Consider the following 17,073-nt stretch of genomic DNA (forward strand, 5'->3'; position numbering starts at 1 on the left):
CATGAGCAGGATGCCGCATGCCGATGCACCGGAACCCCGCCGCCTCGCGGCCATCGACCTGGGCTCCAACAGCTTTCATCTGCTGGTCGCCAACTATCAGCATGACCAGCTGCAGGTGGTCGCCAAGCTCGGCGAGAAGGTGCAATTGGCCGCCGGCCTCGATGACGATGGCGTCCTGAACGAAGCTGCCATGCAGCGGGCCCTGGCTTGCCTCGCGCAATTCGCCTCCTTCATCGAGGGCATACCCTCGCCCCATCTGCGCATCGTGGGTACCAACGCCCTGCGCGACGCCTGCAATAGCCGTGAACTGATCGAGCGGGCCGAGGCGCTGCTGGGCCACGAGATCGAGATCATTGCCGGCCGCGAAGAGGCGCGCCTCATCTATCTGGGAGCGGCCCACGCCCTGGCCGACGTGCACGGCAAGCGCCTGATCGTGGATATCGGCGGCGGCTCGACGGAGTTCATCATCGGCGAGCGTTTCGAACCCCTGGCCCTGGAAAGCCTGCACATGGGCTGTGTCGCCTACACGAGGCGCTTCTTCGCCGACGGCGAACTCTCGGAAAAGCGCTTTCGTCGGGCCGAACTGGCCGCCCTTTCCGAACTGGCCAACATTCGCCGTCCTTATCGGGAGCTGGGCTGGGCCGACCCGGTCGGCTCGAGCGGCACCATCAAGGCGGTCGCATCGATCCTTGCCGCCAGCGGCGACGGCCCCGAAGGGCTGATTCGACTGGAAGGGTTGCACGCCCTGCGCGACCGGGTCATCGGCTTCAAGCGGCTCGACAAGGTGGCCATGGAGGGGCTGAAGGAGGATCGCGCCAAGGTCTTCCCGGCCGGGCTCGCGATCCTCTGTGCGGTCTTCGAGGCCTTCGACCTGACGCACATGCGCTACTCGGATGGCGCCCTGCGCGAGGGGGTCCTCTACGACCTGGCGGGGCGCAATACCGCCGAGGACTCTCGCCTGAAGACCTTGAACGGCCTGTGCCGTCGCTACGGCATCGAGATGCGCCAGGCCGACAACGTTGCCGGCAGCGCCGCGGCCGCCTTCGACCAGGTACGCGAGGCCTGGCAGCTTGGCAGCGAACAGCGCCAGTTCCTGATCTGGGCCGCCAAGCTCCATGAACTGGGGCTGGCCGTCTCGCACAGCAAGTTTCATCGCCACGGCGCCTACCTGCTGGAGAACTCCGACCTGCCGGGCTTCTCGCGTCCCGAGCAGCAGGCGCTGGCCTTTTTGGTGCTGGCCCACCGGCGCAAGTTTCCCCTGGCAGCCCTCGAGGCGCAGCCGCGTGGGGCGAGACTGCGCTACGGCCGGCTGGCACGACTGCTGCGCCTGGCCGTGATCCTCAACCATTCACGGCCTGAAGGGCCCATCCAGGATTTCACCCTGAGCGCCGAGGGGGACACATTGGACCTCGTGCTTTCCGATACGCTGGCGGAGCGGGCGCTGCTGCTCAACGACCTCCGGCAGGAGAGCCGCTACCAGCAGGCTGCGGGGTTCACCCTGCGTGTCGATCAGGCCATGGCCGAGACCTGATCGCTCTGTACCCACCCCGGGGCCACGGCGACGCCCAGCACCGCCACGAGCTCGTTTTCCTGCCAGGCCAGCAGTTGCCGGGAACGCCGCCAGGGCGGGATTCCCGCTTCCTGAAGCAGTCGCTTGACGTCCCGGCGCCCGCGTCCGGCCACGTGCATCCGCTCGCCGCCGCGACGCAGGGTCAGCCGCAAGGCGATCCCGCTCCTGCCGTCGCCGGGCATCAGGCCGTGTTCGATGCGCCCCGCCGGCGTCATCAGGCCAGGCCGGCCGTCCCATTCGCATTGCCACTCCGTCGGTGGCTCGACCTCCGGCGATTGCAGATACAGCCCGCCGCGCCAGCACCGCGCCTCGGCGCCGGACCAGACGACCGCCACCCGGGCATCGCCCCGGGCGTCGAGCTGCGATAGCAGGGCCTGCAGGCGCGCCAGCGGTGGCGGTGGCAACCCCAGACACTGGCAGGCATGGCGAATCAGCAGCCGTTGACGGGATTCGCAGAGCTGCCGGAGCGAGACCAGGCGCAGACGGCCCGGCTCCCCCCCTGCCGCCACGAGATCGAGGGCCGCCAGCTCGTCGAGCAACTGGTCGGCCTCTCCGGCGAGACGGGCGCTTCGGGCAAGCGAGCGTGCAGCCTCGGGCCAGCGTTCGGCCAGCAGCGGCATGACCTCCTGGCGCAGGAAGTTGCGGTCGAGCGCGGTATCCGCATTGCTCGGATCCTCGATCCAGTCGACACCCTGTCTGCTAGCCTCATGCTCGAGATCGCGACGTGTGCAGGCAAGCAGTGGGCGCACCAGATGCCTGCCTCGCCACTCCCGGCGCGGCGGCATGCCCGCCAGCCCGCGCACGCCGCTGCCCCGCAAGCCCGCCAGCAGCAGTGTCTCGGCCTGGTCGTCGGCATGCTGTGCCAGCCAGAGCGTCTCGCCGCGCCTCACCCGCCGCAGGAACGCCGCGTAGCGCGCCTCCCGGGCCGCCGCCTCGAGTCCCTGCCCCCTAGGCTCGACCCGTACCTGCTCGACGTAGAACGGCACCCCGAGTCGCGAACAGAGGACACGACAGTGATTCTCGAAATCCGCGGCGGCGGGTTGCAAGGCATGATTCACGTGAAGGGCATAGAGGGGGCGGGCACGCCGGCGAGCGGCACACACCGCCAGGGTCAGCAGCAGGCAGGAATCCAGCCCGCCGGATAGAGCGATCCATACGGGCCTATCAGGGGGCTTCGTTGCCAAGGCATCATCGATCAGCGTCTGGAGCGACATGGCTGGGCTCTCCTGAGCTATCGGATCCCCGAGCAAATGGCCTGATCGAAATAGCGGCGTCGCGAGCGCGGCCAAGACAAGGCGAAAAAGACCGACAGAGCGGAGTTTATATGCGCATAAATGAGCATCTAGAGGTCTTTTTCAACGCTGGATTTGGCGATCGCAGCAGGCGCCATACGATCAGGCTGGCGCGCCATAGCTCATCAGACGTTCGTAACGCCGTTCAAGCAGTTCCTCGGTCGCCATTCCCTGCAACCGCTCCAGACTCGCCAGGAGCCCTTCCTTGATTCGATCGGCGGTGATCTGCGGGAAACGATGGGCGCCGCCCAGCGGCTCCTCGACAAGGGTATCGACGAAGCCCAGCTCCTTGAGGCGCTCGGCGGTGATACCCATGGCATGAGCCGCCTCGGAGGCCTTCTCGGCGCTCTTCCAGAGGATCGAGGCGCAGCCTTCCGGCGAGATCACCGAATAGGTCGAGTACTGCAGCATCATCAGCTCGTCGCACACGCCGATGGCGAGCGCCCCGCCGGAACCGCCCTCGCCGACCACGGTGGAAACGATGGGGGTCTTCAGCCGCGACATGACCGCAAGATTGTAGGCGATAGCCTCGGACTGGCCGCGTTCCTCGGCGTCGATCCCGGGATAGGCCCCGGGGGTATCGATGAAGGTGAGCACCGGCATCTTGAAACGCTCGGCCATCTCCATGAGGCGACAGGCCTTGCGATACCCTTCGGGGCGCGGCATGCCGAAGTTGCGCCGCACCTTGTCGCGGACGTCGCGCCCCTTCTGGTGGCCGATGACCATCACCGGCCGGTCGTCCAGACGGGCGACGCCGCCGACGATGGCGGCATCGTCGGCGAAATGACGGTCACCGTGCAACTCGTCGAAGTCGTTGAAGATGGTTTCCAGATAGTCGAGGGTGTAGGGGCGCTGGGGGTGGCGCGACAGCTGCGACACCTGCCAGGCCGTCAAGTCACGAAAGATCGACTCGGTGAGCTTCTTGCTCTTCTCCTCGAGCCTGTCGATTTCGTCACTGATGTTGATCTTGCTGTCGTTACCGACCAGCCGCAGTTCCTCTATCTTTGCCTGCAACTCGGCGATCGGCTGTTCGAAATCGAGATAATTGGGATTCATGGCGTATCTGCTTGTTGAAATAGGCAGCTTGAAGCTGTCGGCCCTAAGAACCTGCTCCTGATCTGCAGCGCATTATCGCACCTTGACTCGCTCACGCAAGACGCGGGAAAGAGACGGGCATCAACCGCGATACTTCAGGCGCACCCCGTCCTGGCCCTCGACCTCACGCAGGGCGACGATCAGATCGTCGGCGGGCGACACCCGCCAGTCGCTGCCCAGTTCCAGCCAGCCACTGGCCTCGGCATTGCGATACTTGACGCGCACCGGCAGCCCGGAAGCGTCGCGCCAGGGGTCGAGACTCTCCCGCAGGCTGGAGACGAAGCGCCCGTTGAGGCGACGCCCGTCCACCGACAGTTCCAGCGCTTCGCCGTAGCGGGTGCGCGCATCGACCATCAGGGTGAGCTCCTTGCCTCTCAGGCGCAGTCCGCCGGAGAAATCGTCGCTTTGCACCTCGCCCTCGACGATCAGCACCTGATCCGGGGCCAGGGAATGGCGAACCTGATCGAACAGCTCGCCGAACAGCGAGGCCTCGATGCGCCCGGTACGGTCATCCAGGGTGACGAAGGCCATGGTGTCGCCACGCTTGGACTTCATGGTGCGCATCGCCACCACCAGCCCGGCGACCCGCTGCGGCTCCCGAGAGGGCTTGAGGTCGACGATGCGGGTCGAGACGAAGCGCGAGAGCTCCTTCTCGTATTCGTCGATGGGATGGCCGGTCAGATAGAGCCCCAGGGTCTCCTTCTCGCCGGCCAGGCGCTGCTTGTCGCTCCAGTCGCGCACGTTTCGGTAGTCCCGGTAGGCGTCGCCGGCCTCGGGTTCGGCGAAGGCCTCGCCGAACATGTCGATCATCCCCAGGCTGGCGTTGGTGGAGCTCTGGGCGGCCGCCTTGAGGGCATCCTCCAGGGCCGCACTCAGCACCGCCCGGGATGGCCCCAGGTTGTCCAGTGCGCCGGAGCGAATCAGCGCTTCCAGGGTGCGCTTGTTCAGGCGCCGGGCATCGACACGCCGGCAGAAATCGAACAGGTCGAGGAACTCGCCGCCCGTGCCCCGGGCCTCGACGATCGCGCCGATCGGCCCCTCGCCGACCCCGCGAATCGCTCCCAGGCCGTAGACTACCCGTCCCTCGCTGTCGACGGTGAACTTGTAGCCCCCGACATTGACGTCCGGCGGGGTCACCGTCAGGCCGAGATTGCGACACTCCTCGATCAGCGGCACCACCTTGTCGAGGTTGTCCATCTCGGTGGAGAGCACCGCGGCCATGAACGGCCCCGGATAGTGGGTCTTGAGCCAGGCGGTCTGGTAGGAGACCAGGCCGTAGGCTGCCGAATGCGACTTGTTGAAGCCGTAACCGGCGAACTTTTCCACCAGATCGAAGATGTTGCCGGCAAGATCCTCCTCGATGCCGTTGGCGGCACAGCCTTCGAGGAAGCCGGCGCGCTGCTTGGCCATCTCCTCGGGCTTCTTCTTGCCCATCGCCCGGCGCAGCATGTCGGCCTGGCCCAGGCTGTAGCCGGCCAGCACCTGGGCGATCTGCATCACCTGCTCCTGGTAGAGGATGACGCCGTAGGTCGGCTCGAGCACCGGCTTGAGCCAGTCGTGCTGGTAGTCCGGGTGCGGATAGGAGAGCTCGGCGCGACCGTGCTTGCGGTTGATGAAGTCGTCGACCATGCCCGACTGCAGGGGGCCGGGGCGGAACAGCGCCACCAGGGCGATCATGTCCTCCAGGGAATCCGGCAGCAGTCGCTTGATCAGCTCCTTCATGCCGCGGGACTCGAGCTGGAAGACCGCCGTCGTCTCGGCCTTCTTGAGCATCTCGAAGGTCGGTCCGTCATCCAGCGGGATGCTGGCGATGTCCAGGGGACCGAGACCGTCCCGGGACCGCATCTCGTCGACCATCTCCAGGGCCCAGTCGATGATGGTCAGGGTGCGCAGGCCAAGGAAGTCGAACTTGACCAGCCCCGCCTCCTCGACGTCGTTCTTGTCGAACTGCACCACCAGGCCGTTGCCCTCCTCGTCGCACAAGAGCGGCGAGAAGTCGGTGAGCCTGGTCGGCGCGATCACCACCCCGCCGGCGTGCTTGCCCGTGCCCCGGGTGATGCCCTCGAGCTTGAGCGCCATGTCCCAGATTTCCTGGGCTTCCTCGTCGCCGGCCAGATAGTCGCGCAAGGCCTCTTCCTGCTCGTGGGCCTTGGCCAGGGTCATGCCGACCTCGAAGGGGATCAGCTTGGAGAGCTTGTCCCCCAGGGAGTAGGGCTTGCCCTGGGCACGCGCCACGTCGCGCACCACCGCCTTGGCGGCCATGGTGCCGAAGGTGACGATCTGGGAGACCGCATCGCGCCCGTAACGGCTGGCCACGTACTCGATGACGCTGTCGCGCTTCTCCATGCAGAAGTCGACGTCGAAGTCGGGCATCGAGACACGTTCCGGGTTGAGGAAACGCTCGAACAGCAGGTCGTACTCCAGAGGGTCGAGATCGGTGATCTTCTGGGCGTAGGCCACCAGCGACCCGGCCCCGGAGCCTCGTCCGGGCCCCACCGGCACGTCGTTGTCCTTGGCCCACTGGATGAAGTCCATGACGATCAGGAAGTAGCCCGGGAAGCCCATCTTGATGATGATGTCCAGCTCGAAATCCAGGCGCTGGCGATAGGCCGGTTCGTGCTCGGTGCGGTCGCGTCCGGCGTAGATCGCATCGGGGCCGTCGAAGAGCTGGTCGAGGCGCTCGGTGAGGCCGTCGTGGGACACCTGGCGGAAATACTCCTCCAGGGACATGCCTTCCGGGATGGGAAACTCCGGAAGGAAGATCTCGCCGAGACGCACGTCGACGTTGCAGCGTGCGGCGATCATCACGCTGTTTTCCAGTGCCTCGGGAATGTCGGCGAACAGTTCCGCCATTTCCTCGGGGCTCTTGAGGTACTGCTCCTCGCTGTAGCGCTGCTCGCGCCGCGGATCGTCCAGGGCCTTGCCCTCGCCGATGGCGACCCGGGTCTCATGGGCCCAGTACTCTTCCCGGGCGATGAAGCGCACGTCGTTGGTGGCGACCACGGGCGTGCCGGTACGGGCCGCCAGCGCCACCGAGTGATGCACGCACTCCTCGTCGTAACGACGGCCGGTACGCTGCAGCTCGAGGTAGAAGCGATCCGGGAAATGGTACTGCCATTCGCCGAGCAGCGCTTCGGCGTCGCGCTCGTGACCGGCCAGCAGGAAACGGCCGATCTCCCCCTCCCGGGCACCGGAGAGCGCGATCAGCCCCTCGCTCTGGTCGAATACCCACGCCTTTCTGAGAATCGCCAGGCCCTGATGCTGTCCCTCGACCCAGCCGCGGGAGATCAGCTCGGTCAGGTTGCGATAGCCATCGCCATTCATCGCCAGCAGGGTCAGGCGATAGGGGTGCGACGCATCGTGAGGGTTCTCGAGCCACAGATCGGCCCCGATGATCGGCTTGAGCCCCTCGCCCTGGGCCGCCTTGTAGACCTTGACCAGTCCGAACAGGTTGGCCTCGTCGGTCACGGCGATCGCCGGCATGCCGGCCGCCGCGGTGGCCTTGACCAGGGGTTTCAGGCGCACCAGGCCATCGACGAGGGAGTATTCGCTGTGCACACGAAGGTGAACGAAGGGCGTAGTCATGATCGGGCTCGTTGAACACTGAGATGAATAGGCACGGGCCGGGGCAGCACCTAGAACGCCTGACAAGGCGTGAGCAGCTTCCTCACCGGTGCAAAGGAGCGGCGATGTTCGGGCAGCGGGCCGAGTCGCGCCAGGGCCTCGAGATGCTCGGGCGTCGAATAGCCCTTGTGGCGCGCGAATCCGTAGCCGGGGAAGCGTTCGTCGAGCGCCACCATCTGCGCATCCCGGGCCACCTTGGCCAGAATCGAGGCAGCACCGATCGCCGGATGGCGAGCATCGCCCTTGACCACCGCCTGCCCCGGGACATGATGCCCGGGCAGGCAGTTGCCGTCCACCAGCAGGAACTCGGCGGCCACCGTCAGCGCATCGATGGCCCGGCGCATGGCCAGGTGCGTCGCATGATGGATGTTGAGTTCATCGATTTCGGCGGGTGACGCCTCGGCCACCGCCCAGGCCAGGGCCTGGCTGCGAATCTCGACGGCCAGGGCCTGACGACGTTTCTCGGTAAGCACCTTGGAATCGCCAAGCCCCGGAATGGGGCGGCACGGATCGAGAATCACCGCCGCGGCCACCACCGCCCCGACCAGGGGCCCGCGACCGACCTCGTCGACGCCGGCCAGGCACTCCCCGGTATAGTCGACGACCAGGGGAGGAAAGCCCTCGGCGCAGTCGTCCGTGCCTTCGGCCGACGTGCCGTTGGCGATCTGGCGTGTCCTGGCGATCATGAGACTTCCTCGATCTTCTCGGGCAGCACCCGGGCCGGCAGCGGACGCCTCTCGGCGACCGCCGTCACCGCCTCGGCGGCCCGCTGGCTGGCACCGCGTTGCAGGGCCGCATGCAGCGTCGTGAAACGTCGCTCCATGTCCTGACGCGCCCCGGGATCGGCGAACCAGACCGCCAGCTGCTCGGCGATCGCCTCGGGAGTCGCCGCGTGCTGTATCAGTTCCGGCACCAGGGTCTCCCTGGCGATCAGGTTGGGTAGCGATATCCAATCGGTCTTGACCAGATGGCGCGCCAGCCAGTGGGTCGTCGGTGCCATCCTGTAGGCGACCACCATCGGCCGATGGCACAGCATGGCCTCCAGGGCCGCGGTACCCGAGGCCAGAAGCACGGCATCGCTGGCGGTCATGGCTTCTCTTGAGCGTCCATCCAACAGATGCACGCGTTCCGTCAATGTCGGATGGTTCACGAGCAGCGCCTCCAGCTCCTGATGGCGCAGGGCCGAAGCGGCGGGGACCACCAGTTCCAGGTCCGGGATGCGCTCGCAAAGGCGCTCGGCGGCCTCGAGGAAGGTGGCACCCAGAAAGCGGATCTCGTTGGCCCGGGACCCGGGCAGCAGGGCCAGCAAGGGGACATCTGCCTTCAGGCCCAGCGCCTGGCGAGCGGCATCACGATCGTTGACCAGGGGCATGTCGTCGGCCAGGGGGTGGCCGACAAAGGCGACCGGCACCCGGTGACGCTCGTAGAACGCTGCCTCGAAGGGCAGGAAGGTCAGGATGGCGTCCACGGCCCGGGCGATCTTCCTGACCCGGCCCTGGCGCCAGGCCCATACCGAGGGGCTGACGTAATGAGCGGTGGGAATGCCCGCCGCACGCAGCTGCTTCTCGAGCCCCAGATTGAAGTCCGGCGCATCGATGCCGACCATCACGTCCGGTCGCCAGGCCAGGGCCTCGCGCCGGAGCGCACGGCGCACCTTCAGCAGTTCGGGTAGATGCTTGAGCACTTCGACCAGGCCCATCACCGACAGGGTTTCCAGCGGGTAGAGACTTTCGAGCCCTTCGCCGATCATGCGTGGCCCGCCGATGCCGCGAAACTCGACGTCCGGGTGGCGCGTCTTGAGGGCCTGCATCAATCCGGCCCCGAGGATATCGCCGGAAAGTTCGCCCGCGACCAGGAACACCCGCATCGCTAGCGCGTGATGCCCCGGGTGGAGGCCCGCAGGGAAGCCATGAAGGTATCCACTTCCGCAGGCCTGGAGTCCTGGGCCTCGAGCCGCTCCAGCGCCTGCTCCAGGGTCAGCCCCTGGCGATAGACGATGCGATAGGCGTCGGTCAGGGCGTGCAGCGCTTCCCGGGAGAAGCCCCGGCGTTTCAATCCCACCAGGTTCAGGCCGTGGGCCTGGGCCGGGTGGCCGTTGATCATCAGGTAGGCAGGAACGTCCTTGGTGACGATGGACCCCCCGCCACACATGGCGTGGACCCCGATATGGCAGAACTGGTGAACGGCGACCAGCCCGCCCAGGATGACGTGATCGCCCACCGTGACATGGCCGCCGAGGGTCACCTGGTTGGCGAGGATGCAGTCGTCACCGATCACGCAATCGTGGCCGACGTGGGCATAGGCCATCAGCAGGTTGCGGCTGCCGATGGTGGTCACGCCACGATCCTGGACGGTGCCGCGGTGCAGGGTCACGCCTTCGCGAATGATGTTGTCGTCGCCCATCTCCAGGCGGGTGGGTTCGCCGGCATACTTCTTGTCCTGGCACTCCTCGCCGACCGACGCGAACTGGAAGACACGGGTGCGACGGCCCAGGCGCGTCGGCCCCTGGATGACGACGTGAGGCCCGATGCGACTCCCTGCACCGATCTCGACATCCGGACCGATGACACTGAACGGGCCGACCTCGACGTCATCGGCCAGAAGAGCGGCAGGATCGACGATGGCGGTGGGATGAATCAAGCTACCTTCCTCTCGGCACAGATGATGTCGGCCTCGCAAGCCAGTTCACCATCGACGGTAGCACGGCAGGCAAACTTCCAGATACCACGCTTGCCACGAATCACCCGGGCCTCCAGGCGAAGCTGGTCGCCGGGCATGACGGGGCGCTTGAAACGTGCGTTGTCGCTGCCGACCAGGTAGTAGACATAGCCGTCGGCAGGCAGCTTGTTGACGGTCTTGAACCCGAGAATGCCACACGCCTGTGCCAGGGCCTCGATGATCAATACCCCCGGCATGATCGGATGGTGAGGAAAGTGGCCATTGAAGAACGGCTCGTTGATGCTGACGTTCTTGTACGCGACGATGAATTCGCCCACCCCGAGCTCCACCACACGATCCACCAGCAGGAATGGATAGCGGTGGGGCAGATACTCACGAATCTCGTTGATGTCCATTACCATCGGTGCAACCTCTGAAAGTGCGTAATGCCTACCCGCGCAGGGTAGGCATCGAGTGGCAGGCTTCTGCCGGCCGGGGTCGGCGGTGGATTATAGCGTCATGTGTGATATCTGACAGCCATTTACTAGCTCCGATTGTCGCGCTCGAGTCGTGCCACCCGCTTGGCGATGTCGTCGAGCTGCTTGAAGCGCACGGCATTCTTGCGCCACAGCGCGTTGTTCATGGCTCCGGTGCCGGACGAATAGACGCCCGGCTGGGTGATGGAGTTGGTCACCAGGCTCATGCCGGTCACCTGCACGCCATCGCACAGGGTAAGGTGCCCGGCAAGCCCCACGCCGCCGCCGAGCATGCAATGGCGACCCACCCTGGTCGAGCCGGCGATCCCCACACAGCCTGCCAGCGCGCTATGATCGCCGATCTGCACGTTATGCGCGATCTGCACCTGGCTGTCGATCTTGACGTCGTCACCGATCACCGTATCACCCAGGGCGCCTCGGTCGATGCTCGAACAACTGCCGACTTCGACGTCATTTCCCAGGATCACGCCGCCGAGCTGGGCGATCTTGTGCCAACCGTTCCCATCGTGGGCGAAGCCAAAGCCGTCGCCACCGATGGCGCAACCGCTGTGCAGGATCGCCCGCTCGCCGATCACGACGCCGTGGTAGACCGTCACGTTGGCATGCAGGCGCGAGCCGGCGCCGATGACGGAATGGGCCCCCACCACGCTGCCGGGGCCCACGACGACGTCGTCCCCCAGGGTGACGCCTTCCTCGATGACCGCCTGGGGGCCGACCTCCACGTTGCGTCCAAGGGTCGTGCCGTCGGCGACGACGGCCGACGCGTGGATTCCGATGGAGTCACGCGCCGCCAACGGATCGAACAGTCGCGAGAGTTGCGCATAGGCCAGGTAGGGGTTGTCCAGCTCGAGACGTGCCGTGCCGACGGGGCTCTCGCCGGCATGGGCAGGATGCAGCAACACCGCGGCGGCGCGGGTGGTAGCGAGATGCTTGAGGTAGGCCTTGTTGGCCAGAAAGCTGATCTCCTCGGGACCGGCATCGCTCAGGGTCGCGAGGCCCGTGACGCGCTGCTCGCCATCACCGACGAGGGTCGCCCCGAGACGTTCGGCCAGTTCGGCCAGGGGGAAGGAAAGGCTGTTGGTCTTGTTCATGGCGGTAGCGAACAGGCCCCAGCGGGGCACCCGAGGTTAATTGACGTTGGGGCCCTGGACGGCCCCCCGAGTCCTGGCGAGACGAGTGCTCGACGCGGCGCTGGCGCAGCCTGTTCCTGGATGTACCGTTCCGGTCGAGTTGCGCATGCCCCCTCTCCTTGATCAGCCTCGCCGGGCCAGAACTTTTGCACGGAATCTAGAAGGTCTGACCTAGCGAGAACTGGAAGGTCTGGGTATCGTCTCCATCTTCGTCGTTGAGGGGGTTGGCCACGCTGAAGGTCAGGGGCCCCACCGGGGTCAACCAGGTCAGGCCCAGGCCGACGCTGTAGCGCAATTCTCCGAGATCCACGCCGCTTTCGCAGGTCGAGGTCTCCCCTTCCGGGACATCATAGCAATCGGTCAGGTAGGTATTGCCGGCATCGAAGAAGACGCTGGTCTGCAGCGACCGCCGGTCTTCCACCCAAGGGAAGGGATAGATCAGCTCGACCGTGCCTTCGACCAGCACGTTACCGCCCAGGGTGTCGTCATCGCCGAAGTTGTTCGCGGTGGTCTTGGGCCCCAGGGTGTTGCCGGTGAAGCCGCGCACGGAACCCAGGCCACCAGAGTAGAAGTTCTCGTAGAAGGGGTAAGGATCGTTGCCGATGGTGTCGGCGTAGCCCAGTTCGGTGCCGAACTTGAGCGACCAGTCGGGGTTCAGCTCGAAGAGCTTCTGGCCACGATAACGCACCTTGTAGTATTCGGCATCCGACCCCGGTACCGCGGTCTCCAGGGAGACCCGCTGGTAGCTGCCGTCGGTGGGCATGATGCCGCGATTGAGCTTGTTGCGCGTCCAACTGGCGGTGAGCTTGTAGCTGGTCGCGTCCTCGCCCTGGGTATTGGTGTACTCGACGATCTCGAGCGGCGTGTCGCGATAGGTCTCGATCGACAGGTCCTCGAGGCCGACCCCGAAGTTGAGGCGGCTGAACTCGTTGATCGGATAACCGAAGTCGATGCTGCCGCCGTAGGAGTCGGTGGAGTAGGTGGAGACGTCGGAATCCTCGTAATCGGTCTCCCGATAAAAGAGATTGTAGCCTCGGGAAATGCCGTCCAGGGTCCAGTAGGGATCGGTGAAACCGAAGTTCACGCTGGTGAAGGTATCGCTCTTCTGGGCACCGACGTTGACCTGGTTGCCGGTGCCCAGGAAGTTCTTCTGTGCCAGGGAAGCCCCGTAGATGAACCCGGCACTCTGGGAGAAACCGACACTCGCCGAGATCGACCCCGACGGCTGTTCCTCGACATTGTAGGTGACATCGACCTGGTCCGATTCACCGGAGACCGGGCGCGTCTCGACATCGACCTGGCGGAAGAAGCCCAGGCGCTCCAGGCGTCGCTTGGACTGGCTGATGCGATCGGTGGAGGCCGGCGCCCCCTCCATCTGGGTCATTTCCCGCCGCAGCACCTCGTCCTGGGTGGTGGTGTTGCCCTCGAAATTGATACGCCGCACGTAGGCGCGCCGTCCGGGCTCCACCAGGAAGGTCACGTCGACGGTATCGCCGTCCTCGGCGACCTCCGGAACGCTCTCGACATTGGCAAAGGCGTACCCTTCCGCGCCGAGCTTCTGGCGCAACGCCTCGGCGGACTGGGTCAGGGCACTGCGAGAGTAGACGTCGCCGGCCTCGGTGGTGACCAGAGAACGTGCCTGGCGCTCGGCAAGGATCAGGTCGCCGGCGAAATTGATCTCGCCGATACGATAGCGCTGCCCCTCGTCGACGTTGACGGTGACGAAGATCCGCGACTTGTCGGGACTGATGGCCACCTGGGTCGAGGTGATCGCGAAGTTGACGTAACCGCGATCCAGGTAATAGGAACGCAGGGTTTCCAGGTCGCCGGAGAGCTTCTCCCGGGAATACTCGTCGTCGGAGAACCAGCCGAAGAACCACCCCGGGCGGTCCTCGAGCTCGATCAGATCGCGCAGCGTCTCGTCACTGTAGGCCTGATTGCCGACGATGTTGATCTGGCGGATCTTGGCCACCGCACCTTCGTCGACCTCGATGTTGACCTGGACCCGGTTGCGATCGACCGGCTCGATGGAGGTGTCGATGCTGGCGCTGTAGCGGCCCTGGGAGTGGTAGAGCTGTTCCAGCTGGCGCTGCACTTCATCCAGGGAGGCGCGCTGCAGCACCTGGCCTTCGGCCAGGCCGGCGTCGGCCATGCCCTTGCGCAGATCTTCATCATTGACCTGCGAGTTGCCCTCGATCTCGATGCGCGAGATCGAGGGACGCTCGACCACCCGGATGATCAGCACGTCGCCGTCGCGAGCCAGCTGGACATCATCGAAGAGCCCGGTGGCGAAGAGCTCCTTGGCCGCGGCGGCCAGTTCACGATCGTCCACGCTTTCGTTGGCGCTCACCGGGAAGGCGTTGAACACCGACGCCGCCGAGACGCGCTGCAGGCCCTCGACACGGATGTCGGAGACGGTGAATTCGACCGCCAGGGCCGTCTGGGTGGTAAACGTCAGTAGTACCGCCAATCCGATGGTCTTGAATTTCATGCAATCGCTTCGCTTGAGTTGTCCGCCGGCTCGCTGAACAGGCACCTTATACACTCACCGGGGTGACTGGCAAGATCAGCCATGGCGCTTGCCGGCTCATCACCCCGGGACGAAAGACGCTGGTAGCGTCACAGGAATGGCTACGCAGGTTACAGACGCATCAGGTCGAAATACAGCGCCATCAGCATCAGGGTGCCGACCAGTGCCAGGCCGATACGGAACCCGACCGCCTGGGCCGCTTCGGAGACCGGACGTCCGCGAGCGGCCTCGATCAGATAATAGAGCAGATGGCCGCCGTCCAGCACCGGGATCGGCAACAGGTTGAGCACGCCGAGACTGATCGACAGATAGGCCATGAAGCCGATGAAGCTCTCCAGACCACTGCGCGCGGTGTCGCCGGCGATACGCGCGATGGTGATCGGCCCGGAGAGGTTGGAGGGCGAGATCAGGCCGACGAACATCTTGCGGATCGAGTCCAGGGTCAACACGGTCATGTCCGCCGTGCGCGCCAGGGAGCGTCCCACCGAGGCCAGTGCGCCGTACCGGATCTCGCGCCGATACTCCTCGGGCCAGGAGACCGTCTCGACCCCGGCACCGATATAGCCGATGGGGTCCCCCTGGGCCTCGCGCCGGCCCGGAGTGAGGTCCAGTTCGCGCACCTCCCCGTCACGCTCGATACGCAGGGAGAGACGCTCTCCGGGGCGCTCGCGCACGACCTCGACGAAGGCCGTCCAGGTGTCCAGCGACTGGCCGTCCACGGCGACGATGCGATCGCCGGGCTCGAGCCCGGCCTGGGCTGCCGCTTCACCCTCCAGCACCTGACCCAGCACCGGGGGAATGTCGGGACGCCAGGGAATGACCCCCAGCGTCTCCAGGGGCTGGGGTGGATCCTGACGTGCCAGCCAGTCGGAGACCTGGACCCGATAGGTTCGCGCCTCGCTCGCCTCGCCCTCCCGGGCCGCCACCTCGAGCGTGCCATCGAGGCCGATCCGCGAGATCAGCTCGAGATTGACGTCTTCCCAGGTACGGGTGCGATCGCCCTGGATCGCCGTGATTTCCTGCCCTGAACTCAGGCCGGCCCGGGCCGCCGGGGAATCCGGGGCGACCTCGCCGATCACCGGTGCGACCGACGTGGTGCCGACCACGAACAGCAGCCAGTAGGCCACCACCGCCAGCAGGAAGTTGGCCAGCGGCCCGGCCACGACGATGGCGATGCGCGCCCAGACATTCTTGCGGTTGAAGGCCAGGTGCTGCTCTTCCGGCGCCACCGGGGCCTCGCGCTCGTCGAGCATCTTGACGTAGCCGCCCAGGGGGATGGCGGCGACGGCAAACTCGGTGCCGTGCCGGTCGAAACGGGACCACAACGGCTTGCCGAACCCCACCGAGAAACGCAGCACCTTCACGCCGCAGCGGCGCGCGACCCAGAAGTGGCCGAACTCGTGAAAGGTGATCAGCAGCCCCAACACCACGATGACCGCCAGCACGTTCTGTATCACGCCCATAACCCGTTACCTCTATCCACGTGCCAGATAGTGCTCGGCGACACGGCGCGCCCGGGCATCCTCGGCAAGAATCACATCCAGTTCATCGGCAGTACGCACCTCGCAGCGCTCGAGTACCGCCTCGACGACCTCACTGATGCCGGTGAACCCGAGGCGCCGCTCCAGGAAGGCCGCCACCGCCACCTCGTTGGCGGCATTGAGCACTGCCGGTGCCGTCCCCCCGGCCAGCATGGCGTCGCGGGCCAGGCGCAGGCAGGGGAAAGCCGTCTCGTCCGCCGGCTCGAAGTCGAGACGTGCCACCCGGAACAGATCGAGCCGCTCGACCCCCGCGGCAATGCGGTCGGGCCAGGCCAGGCCAAAGGCGATCGGTGTGCGCATGTCCGGATTGCCCAGCTGGGCGATCACCGAGCCGTCGCTGTAGGCGGCCATCGAGTGAATCACGCTCTGGGGGTGCACGACCACCTCGATCTGATCGGGACGGGCATCGAACAGCCAGCAGGCCTCGATCAACTCGAGCCCCTTGTTCATCAGGGTGGCACTGTCCACCGAGATCTTGCGGCCCATCGACCAATTGGGATGAGCGCAGGCCTGCTCCGGGGTCACCGCGCCCAATCGAGCCGCGTTCCAGCCGCGAAACGGCCCTCCCGAGGCTGTCAGCAGCAGCTGGGTGACGCCCATGCCGGCCAGGCCATCGCGACGGTCTGACGGTAGACACTGATAGATGGCGTTATGTTCGGAATCGATGGGCAGAAGCACGGCGTCGTGACGCACCACTTCCTGCATGAACAGCGCCCCGGACATCACCAGGGCTTCCTTGTTGGCCAGCAGCACGCGCTTACCGGCGCGCACCGCTGCCAGGGTCGGCAGCAGTCCGGCGGCGCCCACGATGGCCGCCATCACCACGTCGACCTCCGGGGCCTCGGACACCTCGACCAGCGCCGTCGCACCCGCCTGCACTTCGGTAGACAACCCGGCGGTGCGCAGCTCTTCCCGCAACCAGGCCGCCTCGCGTTCATCCGTCAGCACCGCCACTGCCGGACGATGGATCAGGCATTGCTCGCGCAACGATGCGCTGCTGGTGGACGCCGTGAGGGCATGCACCCGATAGCGCTCGGGATGGCGGGCCAGCACGTCGAGGGTACTCTTGCCTATCGATCCGGTCGCACCAAGTACCGTGACCGTCTGCACTGCTGGAGTCGATTCGCGCGTCACGG

Annotated in this window: 12 protein-coding genes; 1 reads left to right on the forward strand and 11 read right to left on the reverse strand. The window is 65.9% G+C overall.

From position 1 onward, the window contains the following. The first annotated feature begins 1 nt into the window (after window position 1). Entirely contained in the window at window positions 2-1,531 is a 1,530-nt protein-coding gene (gene ppx / locus BUA41_RS04285; protein ID WP_072820040.1) for an exopolyphosphatase, read from the forward strand. Here the strand turns inward: ppx and tilS are convergent. From tilS to ispC, 11 genes are all read right to left on the reverse strand, one after another. Then, window positions 1,510-2,784 carry a tRNA lysidine(34) synthetase TilS gene (tilS, locus tag BUA41_RS04290; protein WP_072820042.1) on the reverse strand — a complete coding sequence of 425 codons (1,275 nt, stop codon included), beginning with the start codon at window positions 2,782-2,784 and terminating at the stop codon, window positions 1,510-1,512. The genes ppx and tilS overlap by 22 nt on opposite strands. A gap of 180 nt (window positions 2,785-2,964) precedes the next feature. Next, complete coding sequence (accA, locus tag BUA41_RS04295; protein ID WP_072820044.1) at window positions 2,965-3,918, reverse strand: acetyl-CoA carboxylase carboxyl transferase subunit alpha; 954 nt, start codon at window positions 3,916-3,918, stop codon at window positions 2,965-2,967. Window positions 3,919-4,038: 120 nt separating this feature from the next. Then, on the reverse strand, window positions 4,039-7,542 hold the full coding sequence (gene dnaE / locus BUA41_RS04300) for a DNA polymerase III subunit alpha (RefSeq protein ID WP_072820046.1): 3,504 nt from the start codon (window positions 7,540-7,542) through the stop codon (window positions 4,039-4,041). A gap of 50 nt (window positions 7,543-7,592) precedes the next feature. Further along, window positions 7,593-8,267, reverse strand: a complete 675-nt coding sequence (rnhB, locus tag BUA41_RS04305) for a ribonuclease HII (protein ID WP_084671133.1) — start codon at window positions 8,265-8,267, stop codon at window positions 7,593-7,595. Beyond that, complete coding sequence (lpxB, locus tag BUA41_RS04310) at window positions 8,264-9,448, reverse strand: lipid-A-disaccharide synthase (protein WP_072820048.1); 1,185 nt, start codon at window positions 9,446-9,448, stop codon at window positions 8,264-8,266. The genes rnhB and lpxB overlap by 4 nt, the downstream gene beginning before the upstream one ends. A gap of 2 nt (window positions 9,449-9,450) precedes the next feature. Then, window positions 9,451-10,221 carry an acyl-ACP--UDP-N-acetylglucosamine O-acyltransferase gene (gene lpxA, locus BUA41_RS04315; protein ID WP_072820050.1) on the reverse strand — a complete coding sequence of 257 codons (771 nt, stop codon included), beginning with the start codon at window positions 10,219-10,221 and terminating at the stop codon, window positions 9,451-9,453. Further along, on the reverse strand, window positions 10,218-10,661 hold the full coding sequence (gene fabZ / locus BUA41_RS04320; protein ID WP_072820052.1) for a 3-hydroxyacyl-ACP dehydratase FabZ: 444 nt from the start codon (window positions 10,659-10,661) through the stop codon (window positions 10,218-10,220). The genes lpxA and fabZ overlap by 4 nt, the downstream gene beginning before the upstream one ends. Window positions 10,662-10,783: 122 nt before the next feature. After that, the gene (gene lpxD, locus BUA41_RS04325; RefSeq protein WP_072820054.1) at window positions 10,784-11,827 is read right to left on the reverse strand and encodes a UDP-3-O-(3-hydroxymyristoyl)glucosamine N-acyltransferase; all 1,044 of its coding nucleotides are present in this window, start codon (window positions 11,825-11,827) and stop codon (window positions 10,784-10,786) included. A gap of 196 nt (window positions 11,828-12,023) precedes the next feature. Beyond that, window positions 12,024-14,357 carry an outer membrane protein assembly factor BamA gene (gene bamA, locus BUA41_RS04330; protein ID WP_139249049.1) on the reverse strand — a complete coding sequence of 778 codons (2,334 nt, stop codon included), beginning with the start codon at window positions 14,355-14,357 and terminating at the stop codon, window positions 12,024-12,026. A 149-nt stretch (window positions 14,358-14,506) separates the two neighbouring features. Further along, window positions 14,507-15,859: a sigma E protease regulator RseP gene (gene rseP / locus BUA41_RS04335; RefSeq protein WP_072820056.1), complete on the reverse strand. Its 1,353-nt coding sequence runs from the start codon at window positions 15,857-15,859 to the stop codon at window positions 14,507-14,509. A gap of 12 nt (window positions 15,860-15,871) precedes the next feature. Further along, window positions 15,872-17,071, reverse strand: a complete 1,200-nt coding sequence (gene ispC, locus BUA41_RS04340; protein WP_245791842.1) for a 1-deoxy-D-xylulose-5-phosphate reductoisomerase — start codon at window positions 17,069-17,071, stop codon at window positions 15,872-15,874. Between the last annotated feature and the right edge of the window lie 2 nt (window positions 17,072-17,073).

Source organism: Modicisalibacter ilicicola DSM 19980, from assembly GCF_900128925.1.
In the GTDB taxonomy this organism is placed as follows: Bacteria; Pseudomonadota; Gammaproteobacteria; order Pseudomonadales; family Halomonadaceae; genus Modicisalibacter; species Modicisalibacter ilicicola.

Excerpts from the sequence above, each read along its gene's own strand:
- accA (WP_072820044.1), bottom strand. The coding sequence starts at position 3,918 with ATGAATCCCAATTATCTCGATTTCGAACAGCCGATCGCCGAGTTGCAG.
- tilS (WP_072820042.1), bottom strand. The coding sequence starts at position 2,784 with ATGTCGCTCCAGACGCTGATCGATGATGCCTTGGCAACGAAGCCCCCT.
- bamA (WP_139249049.1), bottom strand. The coding sequence starts at position 14,357 with ATGAAATTCAAGACCATCGGATTGGCGGTACTACTGACGTTTACCACC.
- lpxB (WP_072820048.1), bottom strand. The coding sequence starts at position 9,448 with ATGCGGGTGTTCCTGGTCGCGGGCGAACTTTCCGGCGATATCCTCGGG.
- dnaE (WP_072820046.1), bottom strand. The coding sequence starts at position 7,542 with ATGACTACGCCCTTCGTTCACCTTCGTGTGCACAGCGAATACTCCCTC.
- fabZ (WP_072820052.1), bottom strand. The coding sequence starts at position 10,661 with ATGGTAATGGACATCAACGAGATTCGTGAGTATCTGCCCCACCGCTAT.
- ppx (WP_072820040.1), top strand. The coding sequence starts at position 2 with ATGAGCAGGATGCCGCATGCCGATGCACCGGAACCCCGCCGCCTCGCG.
- rseP (WP_072820056.1), bottom strand. The coding sequence starts at position 15,859 with ATGGGCGTGATACAGAACGTGCTGGCGGTCATCGTGGTGTTGGGGCTG.
- rnhB (WP_084671133.1), bottom strand. The coding sequence starts at position 8,267 with ATGATCGCCAGGACACGCCAGATCGCCAACGGCACGTCGGCCGAAGGC.
- lpxD (WP_072820054.1), bottom strand. The coding sequence starts at position 11,827 with ATGAACAAGACCAACAGCCTTTCCTTCCCCCTGGCCGAACTGGCCGAA.